Genomic DNA, 21070 nt, shown 5'->3' with positions numbered 1-21070 from the left:
GACATTTCGCCTTTTTTATTTTATATTAATTAAAAAACAATAATGCCTCATCATGCTAATTAAAAAAGCCAACCAATTACTCCAAGAGAATAAACTCAAAGAAGCCGAGTTTCATTTTAAAGCAATTTTAAATAGTAACCCGCAAAGTGGCGAAGCATTATTTGGTTTAGGCAGGATAGCTCTTAGGTTAGAGCGCTTTGATGCAGCGGTTTATTTATTGCAAAAGGCATGTGGGCTTTTACCACATATGTTAGAGCCACTACACGCGCTTGCTGATGCGTTTAATGGCGTTAATTCTCCTAACGATGCACTAAAAGTGCTTGAATACGCCAAAAGCATAGCAAGTCATAACCCTGAGCCTCATTACTACTTAGCCCAGCACTATTTAAATTACGGTGAGCTCGACAAAGCACACACTACGTTTGCTCATGCACTCAGCATGGGGCTATACCCAGTTACGGCTTACATATTATTTGAGTTGGTGCAGCTAGGTCGCTTTAATAAAGAGCACAACTACGTAAGTAATTTGCATCACTTTTTAACACAAACCAATAACTTGCGTTTAAAAATGGTGTGTTACTACGCATTAGGTAAGAGCTACGATAAATTAGACGATACAGAACAAGCGTTTAATTACTACGTACTTGCAAATAAGTTACAAAAAAAACTCACTGATTTTAATACCACCGAGCTGAATCCTTTTTATAAACGTATTTTAGAGCAAAATACGCCTGCATTAATCAAAAGTGCTGATCGCGCATTTAAAAGCTCTATAACCCCCCTATTTATAATAGGCATGCCGCGCAGTGGTTCAACATTACTTGAGCAAATGCTGGCAAATCATTCACAGTTTTCAACACTTGGTGAAAACTCAAGCATTAGTAATCAAGTGGTGGCTTTTATAGAGCAACAAACGCACTCTCCCTACCCTGAGTGTTTGAGCTTGCTTACGAGTGATTTAATAGCTAAAGCGCGTAATATTTATGTTGAAACATTAAAAACAGCACAGCCAATTCGCCCTTATATTATTAATAAGTTACCGAGTAATTATCAGTCAATTGGGCTTATTTATTTACTATTTCCAAACGCTAAGTTTATAAATTTAAGTAGGGATTTTAACGCCACTGCTTTTTCGGTATTTAGTAATTACTTTGCTCAAAATGAGCCTTACTTTTGTGATTTAACAGAGTTTAAGCACTACCACACACTTTATACCGAACTAATGGCGCATTGGAGGAGTATGCCAGATATCGCCATTTACAATTTGAGTTATGAGCAATTAGTAACTGAGCCTAAAGCGCAACTAAACGCGTTATTTTCGTTCTTAAATTGCCAGTTTGAGCCACAGTGTCTGCAGTTTTATACACGTAAGTCGGCCGTAACAACACTAAGCAAACAAGCTATAAGGCAACCTGTAAATACATCTGCAGTGGCCCATTGGCAGCGCTATAAAACACCACTTTTAAAACTACTAGATGGAACACCTTAATTAACTATGATCATTAAACCAGGTTAATACATCGCTAAATTGCTCATCACGGGCGCTTGGGTGGGTAAGCATATTAATATGATCGTAATCAACATGGTGACCATGACGTTTACCGTAAATTTTTAAGGTTTGTTTGCCAGGCCCAGATTCTGCTATAAACTTTTTAATATCAATAGGCTGGGCGAGAGCTTTGTCGTTTACACCTGCAACATGAAGCGTAGGCGGTACATGCAGCTTAGCTAACGCACTTGCGTAATTAAAACCATCGTCACTATCAACCCACGGCCTTTTTTTAGCCCACTGCATACTTTGATAGTGCGACTTTTGCGATTCGTTGTCACTGCCCCATTTATAACCTTTCGCATTTAAAAACCCGTGTTTTTTAGCTAGTAACGGCGCCATAAAGTACCAAATAACATTCGCTTGCAGTAACTTCTTAGGATGGTTATTAAACAGTGAACGCTTTGAGCCAAAATAAGCACAGGCTTTAACGTCTTTTAAATATTCAGGGAAGCGCGCAAATACGCTATTCATCAATACGCCGCCCCAAGAATGGGCAACCCAGTAGTCAGGCTTTTTACCTTCTAATTGTTCAATATGATCAATAAAAGCAGGAATATCTTCTACTATGGCTTCTGTTTGGCCATATTTTGAATGGCGAGTTATAAGAGGTTTACTTTCTCCGCGCCCACGTAAGTCTGCCACATAGCAGCAATAGCCTTGCTCAGCCAAAAAAGGCGCTAACCCTTTATTACTATGAGTATAAAAAATTTTGCCGTTTTCTACTGCGCCATGCATTAAAAACACCACCGGACCTGATTGCTCATCGTTCGCAATACGACGTAAATGCAACGTTTGCTGTTCGGCTAATTGAACAAAATGTGATTGCTGAGTGATTGCCACGTATTTTCCTTTATAATTTTTATAGACTCATCCTACCAGTTGCCATGCTAATTCTAAAGTAAATGGTTGCACTTTTTAGCCATGCATTTGATACAATTGTGTCATTATTTAATTGCTAACTTTAAGCCATGAAATCAAAACCTAATAGCAACAAACTACACCCTCGCAATCAGCATTTAAATGGCTATGATTTAGACCTGTTATGCGAAAAACATAATGCGTTAGCACCTTTTATAGTGGTAACACCTGCGGGCAATAAAAGCATAGATTTTAGCAATAACAAGGCAGTTAAAACACTTAATCAGGCTCTGTTAAAAGCGCACTATAATATTGAGTTTTGGGATATACCAGATCAAAACTTATGCCCCCCTATTCCAGGGCGAGTAGATTATATACATTACTTGGCCGATTTATTAAGCACAGATAACCTACAAAACATACCTACAGGGCGTAAAATTAAAGCGCTTGATATTGGTACCGGTGCTAACTTAGTTTACCCTCTTACAGGTATCCACGAATACAACTGGCACTTTACGGGTAGTGATGTAGATGCAAGCTCAATAAAAATTGCTAAGCAAATTGCGCAGTTTAACGGTTTAAAAATCACCTTAAAACAACAAAAGAATGCATCTTCTATTTTTGAGGGCATTATTAATCAAAAAGACTTGTTTCATGTAACTCTGTGTAATCCTCCGTTTCATGCAAGCGCGGATGAGGCTAACAAGGGCACTGAGCGAAAGTGGAAAAATTTAGGAAAAGCTCCCCAAAACGCCCTTAATTTTGGCGGCCAAAATAACGAGTTGTGGTGCGAAGGTGGTGAGGCCCAGTTTATCAGTAATATGATTACTGAAAGCGAGCAATTTGCAGAGCAAGTAATATGGTTTACCTCCTTGGTTTCAAAAAAAGAAACACTTGCTACGTTAGAAGAAAAGCTAAGCACTCTACCTATTGCTGAATATAAAATTATAGATATGGCGCAAGGACAAAAAATAAGTCGCTTTATTGCGTGGAGTTATTTTGATAAGGCCACCCGTGAGCAAATTTTTGAAGAGTTTGTGTAAACTCATAAAAATAATAAAGCCTGCACTAATAAAGGAATAACAACAATGATAGATTTTCGTTCAGACACCGTTACTCAACCGTCAAAAGCCATGCGCGATGTAATGTACAATGCACCTGTTGGCGATGATGTATACGGCGATGATCCTAGCGTAAACCAATTAGAATCATACGCCTGTGAACGTTTTAACTTCGAAGCCGCGCTTTATTGCAGCTCTGGCACACAAGCTAATTTACTGGCGTTAATGGCACATTGCGAACGCGGAGATGAATATATTTGTGGGCAAAATGCCCATAATTATAAGTTTGAAGGCGGTGGCGCTGCCGTGCTTGGCTCTATACAACCTCAACCTATCGAAAACGAAAAAGATGGCAGCTTATGTTTTAACAAAGTTGCCGCAGCTATAAAACCTGACGATAGCCACTTTGCAAACACTCGCTTGCTTAGCCTTGAAAATACCATTGGTGGAAAAGTGCTCCCGCTTGAGTACTTAGCCCAAGCTCGCGACTTTGTTAATACGTACAATTTAGCACTGCATTTAGACGGTGCGCGTGCGTTTAATGCAGCCGCTGAGCTAAATGTTGATATAACAGCAATTACAAAGCACTTTGACTCTGTTTCAATTTGTTTATCTAAAGGCTTAGGTGCGCCAATAGGCTCGTTATTATTAGGATCACAAGAATTAATTAACAAAGCTAGGCGCTGGAGAAAAGTACTAGGCGGTGGGATGCGACAAGCAGGAATGCTGGCAGCCGCTGGGCAATATGCACTTGAAAACAACGTTACCCGTTTAAGTGATGATCATGGTAATGCGCGCTACTTGGCAAATAAGTTAAATGAGCTAAATGGTTTTAGCGTTGATATGAGCAATACAACCAACATGGTGTATGCAAGTTACTCAGGCGGCACTAACATTAGTAAAATTGCCAATGAGCTTGCACAACAAGGGATATTAATTAGCCCAAGCAAGCAACTTAGGCTAGTAACGCATTTAGATATTACGGGCGATGATATTGATATATTTTTAAATGCTTTGTCGGCCCATATTTAATTCTGCTTTATAGTGTTTGCGGCACACCGAAACGTATCGATCGTTGCCGCCTATTTCCACTTGGTTACCATCGGCAATGGCATTGCCATTTTCATCCGTACGCAGCACATGGTTTGCTTTGCGTCCGCAATGACACACCGTTTTAAGCTCAATCAGCTTATCGGCCCACGCTAATAAATACTGTGAGCCAATAAATAACTCGCCTCTAAAGTCGCTACGCAGGCCATAACATAGTACCGGAATACCTAATTCATCCACTACATCAGTTAACTGCATTACCTGCTCTTTTGATAAAAACTGACACTCGTCAACCAACACACAATGGCGTTTTTTTTCATCTTGCAGCGTTTTAATAAGATCAAATACATTTTTAGATTCATCAAATATATGTGCATCTGCCTGCAGGCCAATACGAGATGATACTTTTCCTACCCCTGAGCGATTATCAATTGCAGCTGTTAAAATAACCGGTTCCATACCGCGTTCGCGATAGTTAAATGCCGATTGCAATAAAGTGGTTGATTTACCCGCATTCATCGCTGAGTAGTAAAAGTATAATTGAGCCATTACCGTGCCTAAAGAGAAAAAGTGCGCTTATGCTACCTTAATATGCCATTAATACCAATTTCATATCGTTATTAAACCTAGGGCGTGTTGTACTTTGGTGGGTGAATTTGCAGCAGTATGTTTGGTTTTTAGGCAAGGCAGAGCCTATGTAGTGTGGTTATTCCACATAAATAGGCGATAACGCATCATATATGCCAAACATGCACTGCCCTCTGGGTTCTTTCTAGGGACGGGCAACTCTTTGTTGCCTACATGGATGTAGGTAAGGGGTGTGAGCAGGACGCGGAAGCTTTGCTCGGTTTTTACTTATTCTTAAATGGATGTAAGCCAGTAGGGTAACGCAGGAGCAGTTACCGAGCCCACTAGGTTACAAACCTCGCGCTGCGATTTAATCGCCCCTAGATGGAACAAGTTTCAATCCACAAAGATCAACACGCCCAAGTTATTGCTCAAAGGCTTGTAAGTATTTTACATAAACAGGTGCGCTATCAAACCTAGATAACCATTGCCACATCTCAAGGCTTAAAGCGCTATTTTCTGTGTAAAATTGTTTAGAAAAAATAAGATAACCATTTGTGGTTTCGTAAGGAGGATAAATGGCCTTAACATTTTTATTATGCGGGTAGCTCGATACATTTAAATCATCTACTTTGCATAAATCAACACTCGCTTGTACTACTCCCTTATCAAGAAGCTCAAATGCTTTAGCTTTAGAAAACGTATTATGAATAAATAAAGGCTCATCTTTTAAGGTGCTATTGAGGCCATAACCATTAGGTATAGCAATAGTGAATGCTTTTTTTTGAAAAACTTCGCGAGAGTGCCACTCCTTATGAAACTTAGAATTACCAATTAAACAACTACTAAAGCGACTCACAGCAAATTGCGATTGTAAGTCTCCCTTTTCATTAAACGGGTAAGCTGCAATCCGCTCACGACCTCGGCGATAACTTGCAATAACCGCATCTACCTTATTAAATTCAAGATCGTTTAGGCACCTGCGCCAAGGTTTCCTTACAAATTCAACCTTAAGACTGTCTAATTCAGCGTCTAATTTACGAAGCACTTCTATAGAAGCACCTGGTTTATCTATCGGTACTTCTTGCCCTACGCCTAAAAACATAGGCGCGATATCTTTATCTTCGTAACAAAATAGAAGCGTTTGAGGCTTAGCAAACACTGCTGAGGAAAACATCAAAATAATTATAAATAAATAATTTAAGCTGCTGATACTCATAATAATTTTTATTAATAAATAATATTAAATTGTAGCTTGTGATAATAAAGCTGCCAGTTCTGAATCTATTAAATTATCCCTTCATGCTTTAGTAGCCAACTTTTTCTCTCAAGTCCACCGGCATACCCTGTAAGTTTTGAGTTTGCACCTATTATACGATGGCACGGTACAATAATGCTGATAGGGTTTTTTCCATTTGCGGCACCAACAGCCCTGACTGCTTTTGGGTTACTTAATGCCGTGGCAATATCACCGTAGGTGTTCGTTTTCCCATAAGGCACATTTAACAATGCTTGCCATACACTTTGTTGAAATGCTGTGCCTTTTGTATCAAGAGGTACATTAAACGTGGTACGCGTATTGTTAAAGTACTCATTGAGCTGTTCAGCACAGCAAAGTATTGCTGTATTCGTTACTTCTTCAAAAGGGGTATGAACATATTCTACATGCGGGTAAAAGCCCACATAGCTAACCCCTACTTCAGTTGCCTGAATAATAATATCGTCTATTGGGCTTGGGATACATGTTTGAATTATCATTATAATTGCTGCCATAGTTGAAACGTTAAGTAAGAACGAAAAGGAGCACAATTTTCACTCTCAAATGGGGTTGCCGCAGCCTGTGCTTTTTTTACCCCTAAATCCCCATCTAGTAATATGTCGGGCAGGCTTTGCCCTCTTAATTTTGCATAATTAACCGTCCAAGGGCCAATTCCTTTTAAGCTTAGCCACTGTTCTAAATCATTACAATCAGGGTTTAGTGCACAAAACTCAGCTAAGTTGTGCAATGCGTTTTTTCGCGCTTGCGGCATTTTAAAAAATGTAAACTCACTTTTAGCAACGCGATCTGCACTTGGAAAGTAGACTCGTTCACCTTGTTGTTCACCTTGTTGTTCACCTTGTTGTTCACCAAGTTCATTCACTAATTTTGTTACTAAATTATGTGCAGCTGTAACGCTTACTTGTTGACCAAGTACCGCTCTTATTCCGGCCTCAAAGCTTGACCAAATACCCGGTATCCTTAAACCATGAGTGAGTGTAAATGCGTTATTTATATTATTAGCTAAATGACTTTCGATTAAATTAATATCTGCGTCTAAATCAAGTACGCGCCGTATATTATTAATGACTTGTTGCAGGTAAAGCGTGTTATCGATATCTATCTCAACAACAAAGTAATTTTTACGTTCCACAAAACGCGCGTTAAAACTTCCTTTACAACTAGCGTAGGTAAATGTACGACCATAACTTTTATCATCAAGCCACTCTATTGGCTTAATAAGCCTTTTTGCTAAAAAACCATGTAACGCTTGCCAATTATAAGGGGGTCTAAAAGGTAAGGTTAGTTTAAGTGAAGAACTTGATGGTTTGTCACTTGAACGAAGCTTAGAAGGGGCAATATTTAATTGTTGTAAAAAAGCGTCGTTAAAACGTCTAATACTTTTAAAACCTGATGCAAACGCAATTTGCGTAAGCGGGAGGCTTGTTTCTTGAATTAATTTTTTAGCGAAATGACACTGATTAAATAATCTATATTGTGTAATAGACACACCAAAATATTGAGAAAACAGTCGTCTTAAATAACGGCTACTTATTCCTAAGCGAGCTGCTAGCTTTTCACAGTCGTGCTCATCGTTTTGATCTATTAACTGCTTTGCTCTAAGCGCTGTCGTTTTTGTGCCCTGCCAAGCAGCACTGCCTGGAGCACTGTCGGGACGACATCGAATACAAGGTCTAAACCCAGCTTGTGCAGCATTATGTGCAAACTGATAATAAGTTACATTTTTTTCGTGTGCAGTGGGAGCTGGGCATATAGGCCTGCAATATATCCCCGTACTTTTAACAGCAATATAAAAAAGCCCATCAAAACGGGCATCTCTACTTTGACGTGCCTTTTGCCAATGCTGAATATTCATAAAGCTGCTCAGTATAATAAATTAAGATGCCAGTAGCTTATAGAAACGATAGTACATTACTAGCCATTTTCGGACCTTAATTAAACCCTAATTTTTTATGAGTTTATAATATTGCACTTAATTTATTAACCAAAGCGCTAACCAAGAGATTAACTAGGGCATGTTGATCTTTGCGGATTGAAATTTGTTCAATCTAGGGGCGATTAAATCGCGGCGCGAGGTTTGTAACCTAGTGGGCTCGGTAACTGCTCCTGCGTTACCCTACTGGCTTACATCCATGTAAGAATAAGTAAAAATCAAGCAAAGCTTCCGCGTCCTGCTCACGCCCCTTACCTACATCTATGTAGGCAACAAAGAGTTTATCGCGCCTAGGAAGAACCCGAAGGGCAGCGCATGTTTAGCATTTATGCCGCGTTATCGCCTATTTATGTGGAATAACCACACTTCATAGGCTCTGCCTTGCCTAAAAACCAAACATACTGCTGCAAATTCAACCACCTAAGATCAACACGCCCTAATCTAATCGCAATAATAGACTACTTAGCAAAGTCGATTAGCTCTTGCCCAGTTAACCTATAAATTATCCATTCATTTTGAGGTTTAGCCCCAATACTGTCATAAAAGTCTATTGCAGGTTTATTCCAATCAAGTACAACCCATTCAAAGCGACCGCAGTTATTACTAATTGCTTTATTTGCAAGGTGTTTCATTATTGCTTTGCCTGCGCCATTACCGCGACTATCTGGGCTTACGTATAAATCCTCTAGGTATAAACCGTTTTTACCAAGCCACGTAGAATAGTTGTAAAAATACACAGCAAAACCAATGGGTTCATCATCTTGTAAGCAAATAATACTATGAGCGGTAGCACCTTCACTAAATAAAGTATCTATAATGGCTTGTTCATCTGTTTTTACAGCATCTGGCTCTTTTTCGTATATAGCAAGCTCAGTAATAAAATGCAAAATAGTTTTCGCGTCACTTGGCTTCGCGTCACGAATAATAACGGGTTGTTTCATTTATTTTTAATCCTAAATATACTGCTCTAATTTATCTTTTAAAATATCTAATTGAATTGGTTTACTCAAGTAATCATCCATTCCTGCTTTAATGCAACGCTCTTTATCTGACTCCATTGCATTAGCAGTCAGCGCAATGATTTTAATATCTTTGTGTTTCATCGTCGCCAACCCTTTGCGAATAGCTGCGGTGGCTGCAAATCCATCCATTACAGGCATTTGGCAATCCATTAAAACAACTTTAAAAAAGTCAGACTCGTGGGCTTTTAATATATCGATGGCTAATTGCCCATTTTCAGCAATAGTCACTTCGCAATTAAGCTTTTTAAGCATTAATTTAGAAACTTGTTGATTGATAGGGTTATCTTCAACTAATAATATTTGCGCAGGCTCTCCTACTTTTTTAAGCGAAGAAATATAACCTGGTGTAACTAATGGCAGCACTTCATCATCTTCGTTACTTGTAATAACAGACAACGCCGAAATTAAATCGGCCGTTGTTACTGGCTTTGGAAAATATGCCTGAAAACCAACATCTGAATATTTCTGCGCACCTTCCATACCCGCAATACTCGTCATCATTACAAGTGGCATTGATTTGTAGCGCTCATCCGCTTTTAATACTTTACACAGCTCAATGCCGTCCATTTCGGGCATTTGCATATCAAGCACTGCTATATTGTATATTTCTTGGTCATTTTTATATCGCTGCGCGCACATATCCAATGCTTGTTTAGCGTTAGAAGCAAGGACTACTTTGGCCCCCCAATGCTGGAGTTGTTGAGAAATAACAATACGATTTGTTTCATTGTCATCAACAACTAAAACCGTTAACTCAGCCATGTTAACATTAGGTATATAGCGCTCTTTTTGCTCACCTTGAGTAAGCATAAAAGTGGCTGTAAATACGCTCCCTTCTCCTTGTTTACTGACAAGAGAAATCTCTCCCCCCATCAATTCACAAAGCTGTTTACATATAGCAAGACCTAAACCTGTGCCACCATATTCACGCGTTGTTGATGCATCAACTTGAGAAAAAGGTGTAAATAATTGCTGCTGTTTTTCCTCACTAATTCCAATACCAGAGTCTTTCACGCTAATAACAAACGCTAAACCTTGCGCTAATTTATTAACTTTTGCACTAACCACCACCTCTCCATGGCTGGTAAACTTAACGGCATTGCTGAGTAAGTTAGTTACAACTTGACGAATACGACCAGGGTCGCCGCACAACTGTGAAGGCTCTAGCGAGACTAAATCAAGAATGATCTCAATGCCTTTATCCTGTGCTGACAGTGCTTGAGCCGCAGCAACTTCACCTATTAAATCACGGCCATTAAAGTTAATTTTTTCAAGTTCAATTTTACCTGCTTCACCCTTTGAAAAATCAAGTATATCGTTAATGACCCCCAATAAAGAGTGAGCACTTTTTTTAGCGATACCAACTTTAGTTTCGATTGGTTTTGATAGCGGCTCAAGCTCCACCAACTCAAGCATACCCAGTACACCATTCATAGGCGTTCTAATTTCGTGACTCATAGTGGCTAAAAAGTCGCTCTTAGCAACGGCTGCCTCTTCGGCTTTTACAAGGGCGACTTTTAGCTCTTCACTTATAACTTTACGTTGCTGAGATACTAACGTACTGCCCACTAACGTCGCCAAAGAGCGAAGATAGGTTTCCTCACTTTGGCTCCAATGATGATGCTCACCTACGGTTTCTGCGCACAAAATCCCTAAGTTTCCGTCTCCGCTAGAAATTACAGCGTCTAACATTGACTTAATATTAAGTGGCTTAGTATATGAGTCTGTAAAGTCAGTGGTTGCCGGATGCGTATATACATCTTCTATAGCCACTAAATTATGTTCAAAAATGGAATTATAATAGCATGGGTAATCTTTAGCGGTTAATACAGCATCAGAATCAACAAACCCCTGTCCTTGAATATATAGACCATGACAAGCCATTGCGTTTCGTTGTGGGTTAAAAATCCATATCGATGCGCGTGCAACATCTAATACTTCACACATTGATTTAATGGCTAATTTTTTAACTTGAGCCACTTCACTATTTTGCACCTCTGGCGCAACAGTTAATGATGCTAAATTTTTGTTGTATCTGTTGGCTTTTTCACTTTCGAGTTCTAAGCGTTTATGAGCGTCAATACTTTGAAATGAGCCAAATACTCGTACGCACTTATCGTCTTTAAATTCTGCCTGCCCCATTGATTTAACCCAGCGCTCTTGCCCTGTATGAGTTAAAATAATAAGCTCAACACTCCAACTCTCTCCAAGCGTCACTGCACATTCAAACAGAGTATTTATAGTATCTTGATGCACTCCTGGTTTGTAAAACTCAATAGCAGTATCAATATTCGGTTCAAAGTCTTCAGGCACATCATGAATAACTTTAACCTCGTCAGACCAATAAAGCGTATGCGCTTCTAAGTCCATTTCCCAGGCGCCAATTTGCCCTTGTTTACTCATTGATTCTAATAGGCTTTGCTGACGCTTTACTTCTAATTGTGTGTTATAACGCTGTGTAATATCTAAAATAAAACCATCTAAATATAAAACGCTGCCATCATCTGCGTAAATTGCTTGGCCTTTTTCATTTACCCAATGCAAGCTTCCATCACGGGCATTTACTCTGTACTCAATAGACCAAGATTGTTTAGCTCCTACACAGTGCAAAATTTCATTTTTTACCTTTAGTGCGTCATCTTTATGTATTAAGTCATAAAAATCTAAAGATTCATTATGAATTAGTTCATTAGGTGAATAACCTGTTATTTCAATCGATTGCTCACTCATATAAAGAGTGCTTAACTTCTCATCAAACTTACAGCGATAAATAATTCCAGGTATATTAGCAACTAAAGATGCAAACCTGTCTCGACTCCCTTGTAACTCATGTTCAGTCGCTTTTTGAGCTGATATATCTAAATGAGTACCAATCATACGCATTGGTGAGCCATCACTATTCCACTCAACCACTTTTGCAGTATCTAGCACCCAAATCCAATGCCCATTTTTATGCTTCATACGGGCTTGGTGCACATAGTAATCTGTTTGCCCGGTAAAGTGCTCTTTGAGTTTTTGTTCCGATATGATCAAGTCTTCGGGGTGAGCATACTTATACCAAGTATTTATACTGAAAGGCTCAATTTCACTTAGCTGATAGCCGATAATTTCAGCCCATCGGTTGTTGAATGTAACTTTACCTGTATCAACATACCAATCCCAAATACCCACAGCGGTTGAGTCAATTACAAGCTGTAATTGTGTTTTATGTTGCTCAAGCTCTAGCTCTTGCAGTTTAAGTGCTGTTAAATCAGTTCGAATAGCAATGTAACTTTGCGGCTTACCATGCTCATCTAAAAATGGCGCAATGGTGGTATCTACCCAATAAATTCCACCATGTTTTGCTTTATTACAAATATGGCCGTTCCATACATCACCACGTTTGAGGGTTTGATACATTTCTTTAAAAAATGCTTTGTCGTGTTTACCTGAATTTAAAAGGCGATGATTTTTACCTATTAACTCATGCTCATCGTAGCCACTGATCTCGCAAAACTTTTTATTTACAAAAGTAATAGTGCCATGTAAATCCGTTATCGCCACAATAGCGTGCTCATCTAGCGCACTTTTTTGCTCTGCGAGCTGCTTTAGCGCAACTTGTAAGGCTGTACGTTGTTCTTGCAAGGTAGTTTGTTGCTTTGCTTTTACTTCTACCAGTTCATTTAAATCTGATGAAAGTTGATTGAACTCTTTACTGTCATTAAGGATCGCAACCTTACCTGTGCCACCTTTAGTAATATTTTCTACTGTTTTAGCAAGATTAATTAATGGCCTAGATAGCCTGCGCCCAAACCACAAAGATGAAATAAGTATTAATATCAACGCAGCTGCATTAGTTAGTAGTGCTAATTGTTTATAATTATCAGCCCCCTGAAGCGCTACTTTTACAGGCTTAGAGACCAATAATTGCCAACCATCTTCATTTAAAAAATTTAAATTACTTTTATAGGCATATAGAATTTCGTTATTAGTATTTTTGTAAGGAAAAACTCGATTTAGCACAGAGCTATTTTGAGAAAGAAACAGGGAATTATCTGTGCCTTCAATAAGTTGCTGTATTTTATTATGGTGCATAACGTAAAATGTTATGTCTTTATTTTCTGCATGTATTTTATTTAGATTATTTAACAAGCCAGCTAAATTTAAATCTGCTAGTAAAATAGCATCCAATTGTTGATTAGAGTTTAAGATGGGGATTGCAACTATGTGAATCGCTTTATTAGAAAGGCCCAACGTGTGAAACTGTATCTTGCTCGATACAGACACACGTTCAAAAATGTTATCAATGCTTTGTTTTTCTAATGAGCTAAAAAAATCGGAGGTAGGCTGCGTATCTCCAAGGCTAGCATCAACTAGTTCAACGTGATTGACAAAATCGTACTGCTTCTCAAATTTATCTATTAAGTTTTGCTTTTGTAAAGGAGCTGTCGCGAGTTGAGCTTTTAGCAAATATAAATCTTTAATGTGATCAGTAAACCAAATATTAGCAAATTGCTTACCAATATCACTTAACTCACTGAGTTCGTTATCTAAATTTTGTTTAAGCGTGCTATTAACATGACTAAAGCTAAACCACGTCAGTAAACAAAGTGGAGCTAAAGCAATAATTATAAAGGTTATAATTAGTTTACTTCGAATTGACTGGCCTTTCCCTGACATCATACTAAAGTTTGAACCTTTATCCATGCTTTCACTCAGCAACTTTAATCATTTTATATTACTTACATTAATGCACTAAATCACTAAACTCGCAAGTATTTGGCATTAAACCCTATAAAAAATCAGTATTTAGCATGCTTTGTTAAATTTTGAATATGTATGCACTATCATTAGTCCCATGGTGTTAATTCACTTTACTTACAATGTAAAAATACGCATGGTATTAGGGCGTGTTGACCTTTCGTGATTAATTTTGCAGCTGTATGTTTGGTTTTTAGGCAAGACAGAGCCTATGTCGTGTGGTTGTTCCCCATAAATAGGCGATAACGCAGCATAAATGCCAAACATGCGCTGCCCTTTGGGTTCTTTCTAGGGGCGATAAACTCTTTGTTGCCTACATGGATGTAGGTAAGGGGCGTGAGCAGGACGCGGAAGCTTTACTCGGTTTTTACTTAGCCCACTAGGTTACAAACCTCGCGCCGCGATTTAATCGCCCCTAGATTGAACAAATTTCAATCCACAAAGGTCAACACGCCCTAATATTAGTCTGCACATAAAAAAGAGGCCCCATGGGACACAATCACGCACATAGCCATGTAGATGATAACCAAAGTAACAAACAGCTTTTTATCGCTATTTTAATTAATGTATTGCTGAGTGTAGTACAAATTATTGGTGGTATATTTTCGGGTAGCTTGTCCTTAATAGCAGATGCACTTCACAATCTAAGTGATGCTGGGGCTATATTCATTGCGCTAGTCGCTCGTAAAATCGGTGCTAAACCTGCAAGTTCAACTCATCATTTTGGTTATAAACGCGCCGAAATACTCGCCACACTTTTTAATAGCAGCACGTTAATAGTTATAGGTGTGTATTTAATTTTTGAGGCAATAGCAAATTACATAAACCCGCAACCTATTAATGGCTGGGTAGTAGTTTGGGTTGCTGCAATTGCGCTTATTGTAGATATAGCTACGGCATTACTAACCTATAAAGCAGGCGCAAACCACAATATGAATATTAGAGCTGCATTTATTCATAACGTTTCTGACGCTATGGCGTCTATTGTAGTGATGATTGCTGGTACGCTCATTATTTTATTTGATTGGTATATTGTAGACTTGATAGCCACGGTACTTATTTCAATCTATGTGATTTACCACGGCGTTTTATTATTAAAAGAAAGTTGTAAAATTTTAATGCAAGCAGCACCTAGCAATTTAGATACAGATGCGCTAACTCGCGCTATTAAAAAAGAATTTAATATTGAGTCTGTAGTAAGTATAAAAGTGTGGCTACTTGATGATACTCAAAGTCACTGTGAGCTAGTAATTAGCACAAAGACTAGAGTTAAACTTACTGACGTGAAACGTTTTATGCATGACAACTTTAACATTGAAAACTGCATAATCGAAAACCAACCTTATACAATTAATAGCGAAGCATGAAAAACTAGAGCGGTATTTAATTGAAAACTGCTCGTATTATCATTTACAATAAGTGTATTAGCTCAACATTGAGATACACTTTTTGAAACTTTGGTTACGCAGAATCCATTTAGGTTTAGCCCTAATTAGCGGATTGTTTTTATTAATAGTAAGTTTAACGGGTGCAGTATTAATTTACGCTAAAGATATACAGCATTTTATTCAACCAGATAAATGGCAAGTTACCCCTCAGGAAAAAACATTAAGCAACCAAAAACTAATCGAATATGTGCAAAGCCATACACAGCAAAAAATAAACTTTTTTATGCCCGAGGCTGATAAAACACTCGCGTGGCAATTTAGGTTAGCAAATAGACATTACGTGAGTGTAAACCCTTACTCGGGACAAGTGCTGTACAGCTACGAAAGTAGCGATACGCTTTATGGTTTTACTTTAGGCTTACATCGCTGGTTATTGTTTGAAGACAGTGATGGGAACAAGCCCTTCAAGAACTGGATGTCTATATGTGCTTTAATGCTTTTAGTAAACGTAATACTCGGCTTTTATATTTGGGTAAAACCCAAAAACAGAGTTAAACGCTTGGCCATAAAACCTAAAGCTAAATTTAGAGTGTTAATGTATCAACTACACACTGTATTAGGAGTCTATTTTTTTATACCGCTAATACTTATAGCGTTTACAGGAATGGCGTTTAATTGGAAAACACAAACTCAATCCGTATTGGAGTTTATGACATTCAATAAAGTTCAAAGCAGGCCCTCTGCACCTAAAATAAGCCTCCCATTACAAGGTGTTGCAAATTATAATGAAGCAATTAAAAATGCCCAAGGTACCTTTCCAAATGCTCAATTATATAGGGTGTATCTACCTAAAAAAACAAATGATGCACTCGCACTGAGAGTTAAAAACCCTGGCGAAAGCCATGCATATAGCTGGGTATGGGCAAACCCTTTTACTGGGGAGGTATTAGATTCGTTTGATGCCAGTAAAACTAACTTTACAACCCAAGCATGGAACTTTAAATACAAATTTCATATAGGCGGTTTTGCTGGGCCGATAGTACAATTTTTATGGTTACTAATAGCATTATCACTGGCGTTTTTTATTATAAGTGGCTTTTATTTTTGGGCAAAAAGACATAAGTGGATCTAAATACAAATAAAAAACTATCCACAAACCAAGCAATAACGCAAACTTAAATAAGAATCAAAACCAATAGTAAACCAATGATTTTTAAAGAAAAACTTGCAATGAAAGCAATTTATACTACACTGCATACAATTGAAATAGTTAAGGCGATTTATCATGAAAGGTAATCAAAAAGTAATCGATGCATTTAACACATTGTTAGCTAACGAGTTAGCGGCAATCGATCAGTATTTTATACACTCACGCATGTATGATGACTGGGGCTTAAACAAGCTATACGAGCGCCTTAACCACGAAATGGAAGAAGAAAAAGATCACGCAGATTGGCTTATCAAACGCATTTTATTTTTAGAAGGCGTACCAAATATGACCAAACGTCGTGATTTACTTATTGGTAATGACGTAAAAAGCATGATGCAAAACGATTTAACACTTGAGCTTGAGGTAGTTGCTTGTGTTAAAGATGTAATCGCAATATGCGAAGAGCAACAAGATTACCAATCTCGTAGCATTTTAGAAAAGCTATTATTTGATACCGAAGAAGATCACGTTTATTGGTTAGAGCAACAAATTGGCTTAATTGACAAAATCGGCGCTCCAAATTACCACCAAGCACAACTAGGCTAGCGGGAGCATATTATGAAAGGCGATAAAGACGTTATTACAGCACTAAATAAAGTGCTAGCTAATGAGCTTGTAGGTATTAACCAATATTTTTTACATGCACGCATGTTTAAAGATTTTGGCTTTACACAACTAGATAAAGCAGACTACAAAGTATCTATTCAAAAAATGAAAAATGCAGATAGATTAATCGAACGCATTTTATTTTTAGAAGGGCTGCCAAATCTTCAAGACTTAGGCCGATTACGTATTGGTGAAAACAGCGAAGAAATGATTGCAGCCAATATGAGCTTTGAGCTTGATACAATCGACGAACTGAGAAGTGCAGTTAAATTAGCTGAAAGTAAACAAGATTATATTAGCCGAGAAGCGCTCGATCACATTTTAAACGAACAAGAAGAGCAAATTGACTGGCTAGAAACACAGCAATTACTTATTAAAAATACAGGGCTTGAAAATTACTTACAGTCTCAACTGTAAACAATGATTCAGCCACAAAAAAAGCAGCTTAATAAAGCTGCTTTTTTTATGAATTTTTTAAAATGTAATTACGCAACTTGATCGGTAATATCTGCAATTTCGATAAGTTTACGATTAAGGATCTTTTTAGTACAACCACAACACTTACCGCATTGGCTGCCCACTTTAAGCTCTTTAGTTAATTCACGCATGGTCGTTGCACCATCGTCAATTGTTTGCTCAATTTTTTTATCAGTCACACCGTGACAAAGACAAATATACATCAATACAAACCATGTTAATTACATTCAATGGATGCATACTAATCTAAACGACAATTGTTATCAATAGCTTCCTCACTAAAAATACACATTATTTATTAAATAATAGCCTTTGTTCTTTTTACTATATTTACCTAAAAATCAAATTATGGAATAATGCCCACCTCTTAGGGGAGTAGCCCGCTCAGTAATGAGTAAACTTATCAACATAATTGCACCTCATGTGCATGGTAAGTTTGTAATGTTGTAGCAAGCATTATCGGCGAGACCTAGGTAGGCACTATCCTCATGGCGGGAGATACGTGTTTACCTTGGTTTAGCACTCCCGCCTATAAGTATTTTTTAATGGAAGTTTTTTTTACCTCAACCGTCACCGTCACACTTGCCGAAATTGGCGATAAAACTCAGCTTTTATCACTATTACTTGCCGTACGCTTTCGTAATAAAGCAGCCCTGGCTCTAGGTGTTTTAGCCGCCACACTTATTAACCATGGCCTATCTGCTTGGCTTGGGGGCTGGATAAGTGAAAGTATTACTCTCTCCTATTTACCAATAATCGTTAATTTAAGCATAATTGCAGTTGGCATATGGCTGCTAATTCCAGATAAGGATGAAGATGTTAGCCATCGATATGATAAATATGGCGCATTTTTAGTGTCTTTTGTATTATTTTTTATCGCTGAAATAGGTGATAAAACACAAGTTGCCACAGTATTACTCGGTGCCCAATATCAAGACGTATTTTGGGTAACTATTGGTACAACATTAGGAATGCTAATCGCTAATATCCCTGTAATTTACGCAGGTAATGCATTGTTAAAGCGAATATCGCTTAATAGTGTAAGGTTTATTGCTGCCAGCGTGTTTGTTCTATTAGGCGTGTATGGATTAATGACTTACTAACTTAGCCTGAACCCTGGGTAATAAACCTATCTCTAGCAGCTATTTTCAGCGCTAACTGCGTTATTTATGAATAATAGAGCAACTAGCTAGTTGCTCTATTATGCTTGGGTTGAAGTTGTACAGTAACAACCCTTAGTATTGTTAAGTAATAGCTCGTTATTAAACCCAGCCATTAAATTAGTAATTACAGTTTCAACAAAACCGCTGCCCTGAGCGCAACCAAGCCCTTCAGAAAGAGGCCCCGCATATACAAACTCTCCTTTTTTATCTAAAACAACCGCTGCGGGTGTGGAGGGGATTACCGCTTGTAAAGATTTCGATTGCTCGAGGTTTATTACCTGTACACCCTTTTGGTTCGAAAAATCAGTTAATTGCTTCAAGTGCGTTTTAGCCTGAAAAGTACAACCACAATTAGGGTCTGTTACAATTACTAAAGAAGCATGCTGATTATTTTCATATTTAATTTGTTGTTTAAATTTATAAAACCACTGTGGTTCATTTAACAACTTATTAGTATCAAAATCAGTAAGCTGCGTCATTTGAAAGTATACTAGCCCAATCACTATGCTAACAAACCAAGCTGCTATCAAAACATAATTGACCAACTGAGATTTATTTGAATTTAGCAATACTTTGCTCTAACACATCAATGCTTACATCAATAAGTTGCACCTTAGCAGTTAACTGCTGCACTATTTGCGTATCTTGATATTGGTTTTGGCGCATATTATCAGTACTACTTGCTATTAATTCAGTATTACCTGCTTGCTCTGCAACAACCTGTGCAACAGAGTCTGAACTTGCAGAAACGGCCTCTATTTGTGCACTCATAGCCGAAATATTTTCTTTCATTGCTGCACTAATATCTGTTAAATCAACAACAAAACTAACACATTGGCTCATTGATTGAGTCGAGGTTTTACTATTACTTACTAAATCTTTTAACGTTAAGCTTATTTTATCGGTGGTGGCCTTACTATGGTTTGCAAGCGATCTTACTTCATCTGCTACAACAGCAAAGCCGCGCCCATGCTCCCCAGCTCGAGCAGCCTCAATTGCAGCATTCAAAGCAAGGAGGTTCGTTTGCTCTGCAATACCTGATATCTCATTTAACAAACTTGAAATAACGTCACCCGCCGCGACTAAATGGTTTATTTGCTCTTCGGTGTGATTAAGTAGCGTTAATAACTCTCGACTTTTAGCATCAGTTTGTAGCACTTCTTTTAAAGCATTTCCTGCGGCCTGAGTGATATGATCGACCTGATTTTTTAATACCTCACTTTCCTCTTCAACCAACTTAAAGCCATGGGCCACTTGTGCACCTGAGTTTGCTATGTCGTCTGTTTGCTGCGTTCGCTGTGTTGCGCCATCAGCTAGCTGATCATGCACTTGAATAAGCTCTTGTGAGTTGTTTTGCAAAGATAATGACTGAGTTTGGACCTGTTTAATAACATCAGCAATGTAATCTAGTAATGTATTAAATCCAGCCACAGCCTTACTATTAGTATCATCTGCGCGCAGCGATAGCTTGATATTTTCTGGGTCTTTCATTATTTGCTCTGTTGCAAAGCTTAATGACAAACCTGCACGTCGCTCTCGCTGTAATGTTATTGCTATATAACCTGCTACTAATACTTCAACGACAGCATAGCCGGCATGAATAAGCACAGTAGTAAATGCTAATCTGTCAGGGTCAAAAACATAAAATCCGGTATTTTGGGTCTGCAGGTAGTAAAAAGACAAATGATGAATAGCAACAAATACAATGGCCGTTATAAATACCTGCCACTTTACAAACATGATCAACATTGCCATTAGTATAAATATCTCAAAATGAATTTCTATCAACCCATACGCTTGCTGTATGTGTAAAAAAGAAAACATCATGATTGCAGCAGCTACAACATGGGCTGTGATGGCGCTACTTGGCTGTGTTTTAAGTAGCCATATTGGTAACAAACTTAGTGGTAATCCAATAATAAAGGCTTGAGTTAGCGTGCCAAAATATAAGCCAATCCCTATAGACTCAACAAATAAAAGAGAAAAAATAAGAGTAAATAACCGAGCGACACTAGACATAAATACCTTAATACAATTTAAGTTTATTAAACAAATCAAAGCCTATACGTAATAAACTCTAAATTTGAGCACCAACCCTAATAATAAAACATAGCAAGCATTTTAAAAACAAATAACTTACTAAAAATTAACAAAGACCAGACTT

Annotated in this window: 18 protein-coding genes and 1 riboswitch; of the genes, 8 read left to right on the top strand and 10 right to left on the bottom strand. The window is 38.0% G+C overall.

The annotated features are described in order from the left end of the window. Positions 1–52: 52 nt before the first annotated feature. Positions 53–1489: a tetratricopeptide repeat-containing sulfotransferase family protein gene (locus ALFOR1_RS18525; protein ID WP_104643997.1), complete on the top strand. Its 1437-nt coding sequence runs from the start codon at positions 53–55 to the stop codon at positions 1487–1489. Here ALFOR1_RS18525 and ALFOR1_RS18520 read toward each other — a convergent pair whose 3' ends face one another. Further along, positions 1490–2392 carry an alpha/beta fold hydrolase gene (locus ALFOR1_RS18520; RefSeq protein ID WP_104643996.1) on the bottom strand — a complete coding sequence of 301 codons (903 nt, stop codon included), beginning with the start codon at positions 2390–2392 and terminating at the stop codon, positions 1490–1492. A gap of 128 nt (positions 2393–2520) precedes the next feature. Between ALFOR1_RS18520 and rlmF the strand changes: the two genes are divergently transcribed. Continuing rightward, positions 2521–3453, top strand: coding sequence for a 23S rRNA (adenine(1618)-N(6))-methyltransferase RlmF (rlmF, locus tag ALFOR1_RS18515; RefSeq protein WP_104643995.1), 933 nt, complete (start codon positions 2521–2523; stop codon positions 3451–3453). A 45-nt stretch (positions 3454–3498) separates the two neighbouring features. Next, positions 3499–4503, top strand: a complete 1005-nt coding sequence (gene ltaE, locus ALFOR1_RS18510; protein WP_104643994.1) for a low-specificity L-threonine aldolase — start codon at positions 3499–3501, stop codon at positions 4501–4503. On the opposite strand, the gene ALFOR1_RS18505 is transcribed toward ltaE, so the two are convergent. From ALFOR1_RS18505 to ALFOR1_RS18480, 6 genes are all read right to left on the bottom strand, one after another. Then, on the bottom strand, positions 4477–5070 hold the full coding sequence (locus ALFOR1_RS18505) for a thymidine kinase (protein ID WP_058549886.1): 594 nt from the start codon (positions 5068–5070) through the stop codon (positions 4477–4479). The genes ltaE and ALFOR1_RS18505 overlap by 27 nt on opposite strands. 442 nt (positions 5071–5512) lie before the next feature. Then, positions 5513–6307 carry a transporter substrate-binding domain-containing protein gene (locus ALFOR1_RS18500; RefSeq protein ID WP_104643993.1) on the bottom strand — a complete coding sequence of 265 codons (795 nt, stop codon included), beginning with the start codon at positions 6305–6307 and terminating at the stop codon, positions 5513–5515. A 68-nt stretch (positions 6308–6375) separates the two neighbouring features. Next, positions 6376–6846, bottom strand: a complete 471-nt coding sequence (locus tag ALFOR1_RS18495; RefSeq protein WP_104643992.1) for a methylated-DNA--[protein]-cysteine S-methyltransferase — start codon at positions 6844–6846, stop codon at positions 6376–6378. Then, positions 6846–8222: a DNA-3-methyladenine glycosylase 2 family protein gene (locus ALFOR1_RS18490; protein WP_104643991.1), complete on the bottom strand. Its 1377-nt coding sequence runs from the start codon at positions 8220–8222 to the stop codon at positions 6846–6848. The genes ALFOR1_RS18495 and ALFOR1_RS18490 overlap by 1 nt, the downstream gene beginning before the upstream one ends. Before the next feature lie 536 nt (positions 8223–8758). Beyond that, complete coding sequence (locus ALFOR1_RS18485; protein WP_058549890.1) at positions 8759–9241, bottom strand: GNAT family N-acetyltransferase; 483 nt, start codon at positions 9239–9241, stop codon at positions 8759–8761. A 12-nt stretch (positions 9242–9253) separates the two neighbouring features. Continuing rightward, positions 9254–14008: a PAS domain-containing protein gene (locus ALFOR1_RS18480; RefSeq protein ID WP_104643990.1), complete on the bottom strand. Its 4755-nt coding sequence runs from the start codon at positions 14006–14008 to the stop codon at positions 9254–9256. A gap of 542 nt (positions 14009–14550) precedes the next feature. Between ALFOR1_RS18480 and ALFOR1_RS18475 the strand changes: the two genes are divergently transcribed. The 4 genes from ALFOR1_RS18475 to bfr (ALFOR1_RS18460) all read left to right on the top strand — a co-directional run bounded on the left by ALFOR1_RS18475 (position 14551) and on the right by bfr (ALFOR1_RS18460) (position 17683). After that, positions 14551–15429 (top strand): cation diffusion facilitator family transporter, encoded by an 879-nt coding sequence (locus ALFOR1_RS18475; protein WP_104643989.1) that lies wholly within the window; start codon positions 14551–14553, stop codon positions 15427–15429. Positions 15430–15511: 82 nt separating this feature from the next. Then, complete coding sequence (locus ALFOR1_RS18470) at positions 15512–16582, top strand: PepSY-associated TM helix domain-containing protein (RefSeq protein ID WP_104643988.1); 1071 nt, start codon at positions 15512–15514, stop codon at positions 16580–16582. Positions 16583–16735: 153 nt separating this feature from the next. Further along, complete coding sequence (gene bfr / locus ALFOR1_RS18465; RefSeq protein WP_058549894.1) at positions 16736–17206, top strand: bacterioferritin; 471 nt, start codon at positions 16736–16738, stop codon at positions 17204–17206. A 12-nt stretch (positions 17207–17218) separates the two neighbouring features. Then, positions 17219–17683: a bacterioferritin gene (gene bfr, locus ALFOR1_RS18460; RefSeq protein ID WP_058549895.1), complete on the top strand. Its 465-nt coding sequence runs from the start codon at positions 17219–17221 to the stop codon at positions 17681–17683. A gap of 68 nt (positions 17684–17751) precedes the next feature. On the opposite strand, the gene ALFOR1_RS18455 is transcribed toward bfr (ALFOR1_RS18460), so the two are convergent. Next, positions 17752–17946: a (2Fe-2S)-binding protein gene (locus ALFOR1_RS18455; RefSeq protein ID WP_058404608.1), complete on the bottom strand. Its 195-nt coding sequence runs from the start codon at positions 17944–17946 to the stop codon at positions 17752–17754. A 155-nt stretch (positions 17947–18101) separates the two neighbouring features. Continuing rightward, positions 18102–18204: riboswitch (yybP-ykoY riboswitch) on the top strand. A gap of 84 nt (positions 18205–18288) precedes the next feature. Here ALFOR1_RS18455 and ALFOR1_RS18450 point away from each other — a divergent pair. Further along, a complete protein-coding gene (locus tag ALFOR1_RS18450) occupies positions 18289–18846 on the top strand; it encodes a TMEM165/GDT1 family protein (RefSeq protein ID WP_058549896.1) in 558 nt (185 codons plus the stop codon). A gap of 98 nt (positions 18847–18944) precedes the next feature. On the opposite strand, the gene ALFOR1_RS18445 is transcribed toward ALFOR1_RS18450, so the two are convergent. After that, a complete protein-coding gene (locus tag ALFOR1_RS18445; RefSeq protein ID WP_104643987.1) occupies positions 18945–19475 on the bottom strand; it encodes a DUF6436 domain-containing protein in 531 nt (176 codons plus the stop codon). Next, positions 19459–20925 (bottom strand): methyl-accepting chemotaxis protein, encoded by a 1467-nt coding sequence (locus ALFOR1_RS18440; protein WP_104643986.1) that lies wholly within the window; start codon positions 20923–20925, stop codon positions 19459–19461. The genes ALFOR1_RS18445 and ALFOR1_RS18440 overlap by 17 nt, the downstream gene beginning before the upstream one ends. Between the last annotated feature and the right edge of the window lie 145 nt (positions 20926–21070).

This window comes from Pseudoalteromonas carrageenovora IAM 12662, assembly GCF_900239935.1.
Taxonomy (GTDB): domain Bacteria; phylum Pseudomonadota; class Gammaproteobacteria; order Enterobacterales; family Alteromonadaceae; genus Pseudoalteromonas; species Pseudoalteromonas carrageenovora.
This window is presented reverse-complemented; position numbering and strand designations above follow the sequence as displayed.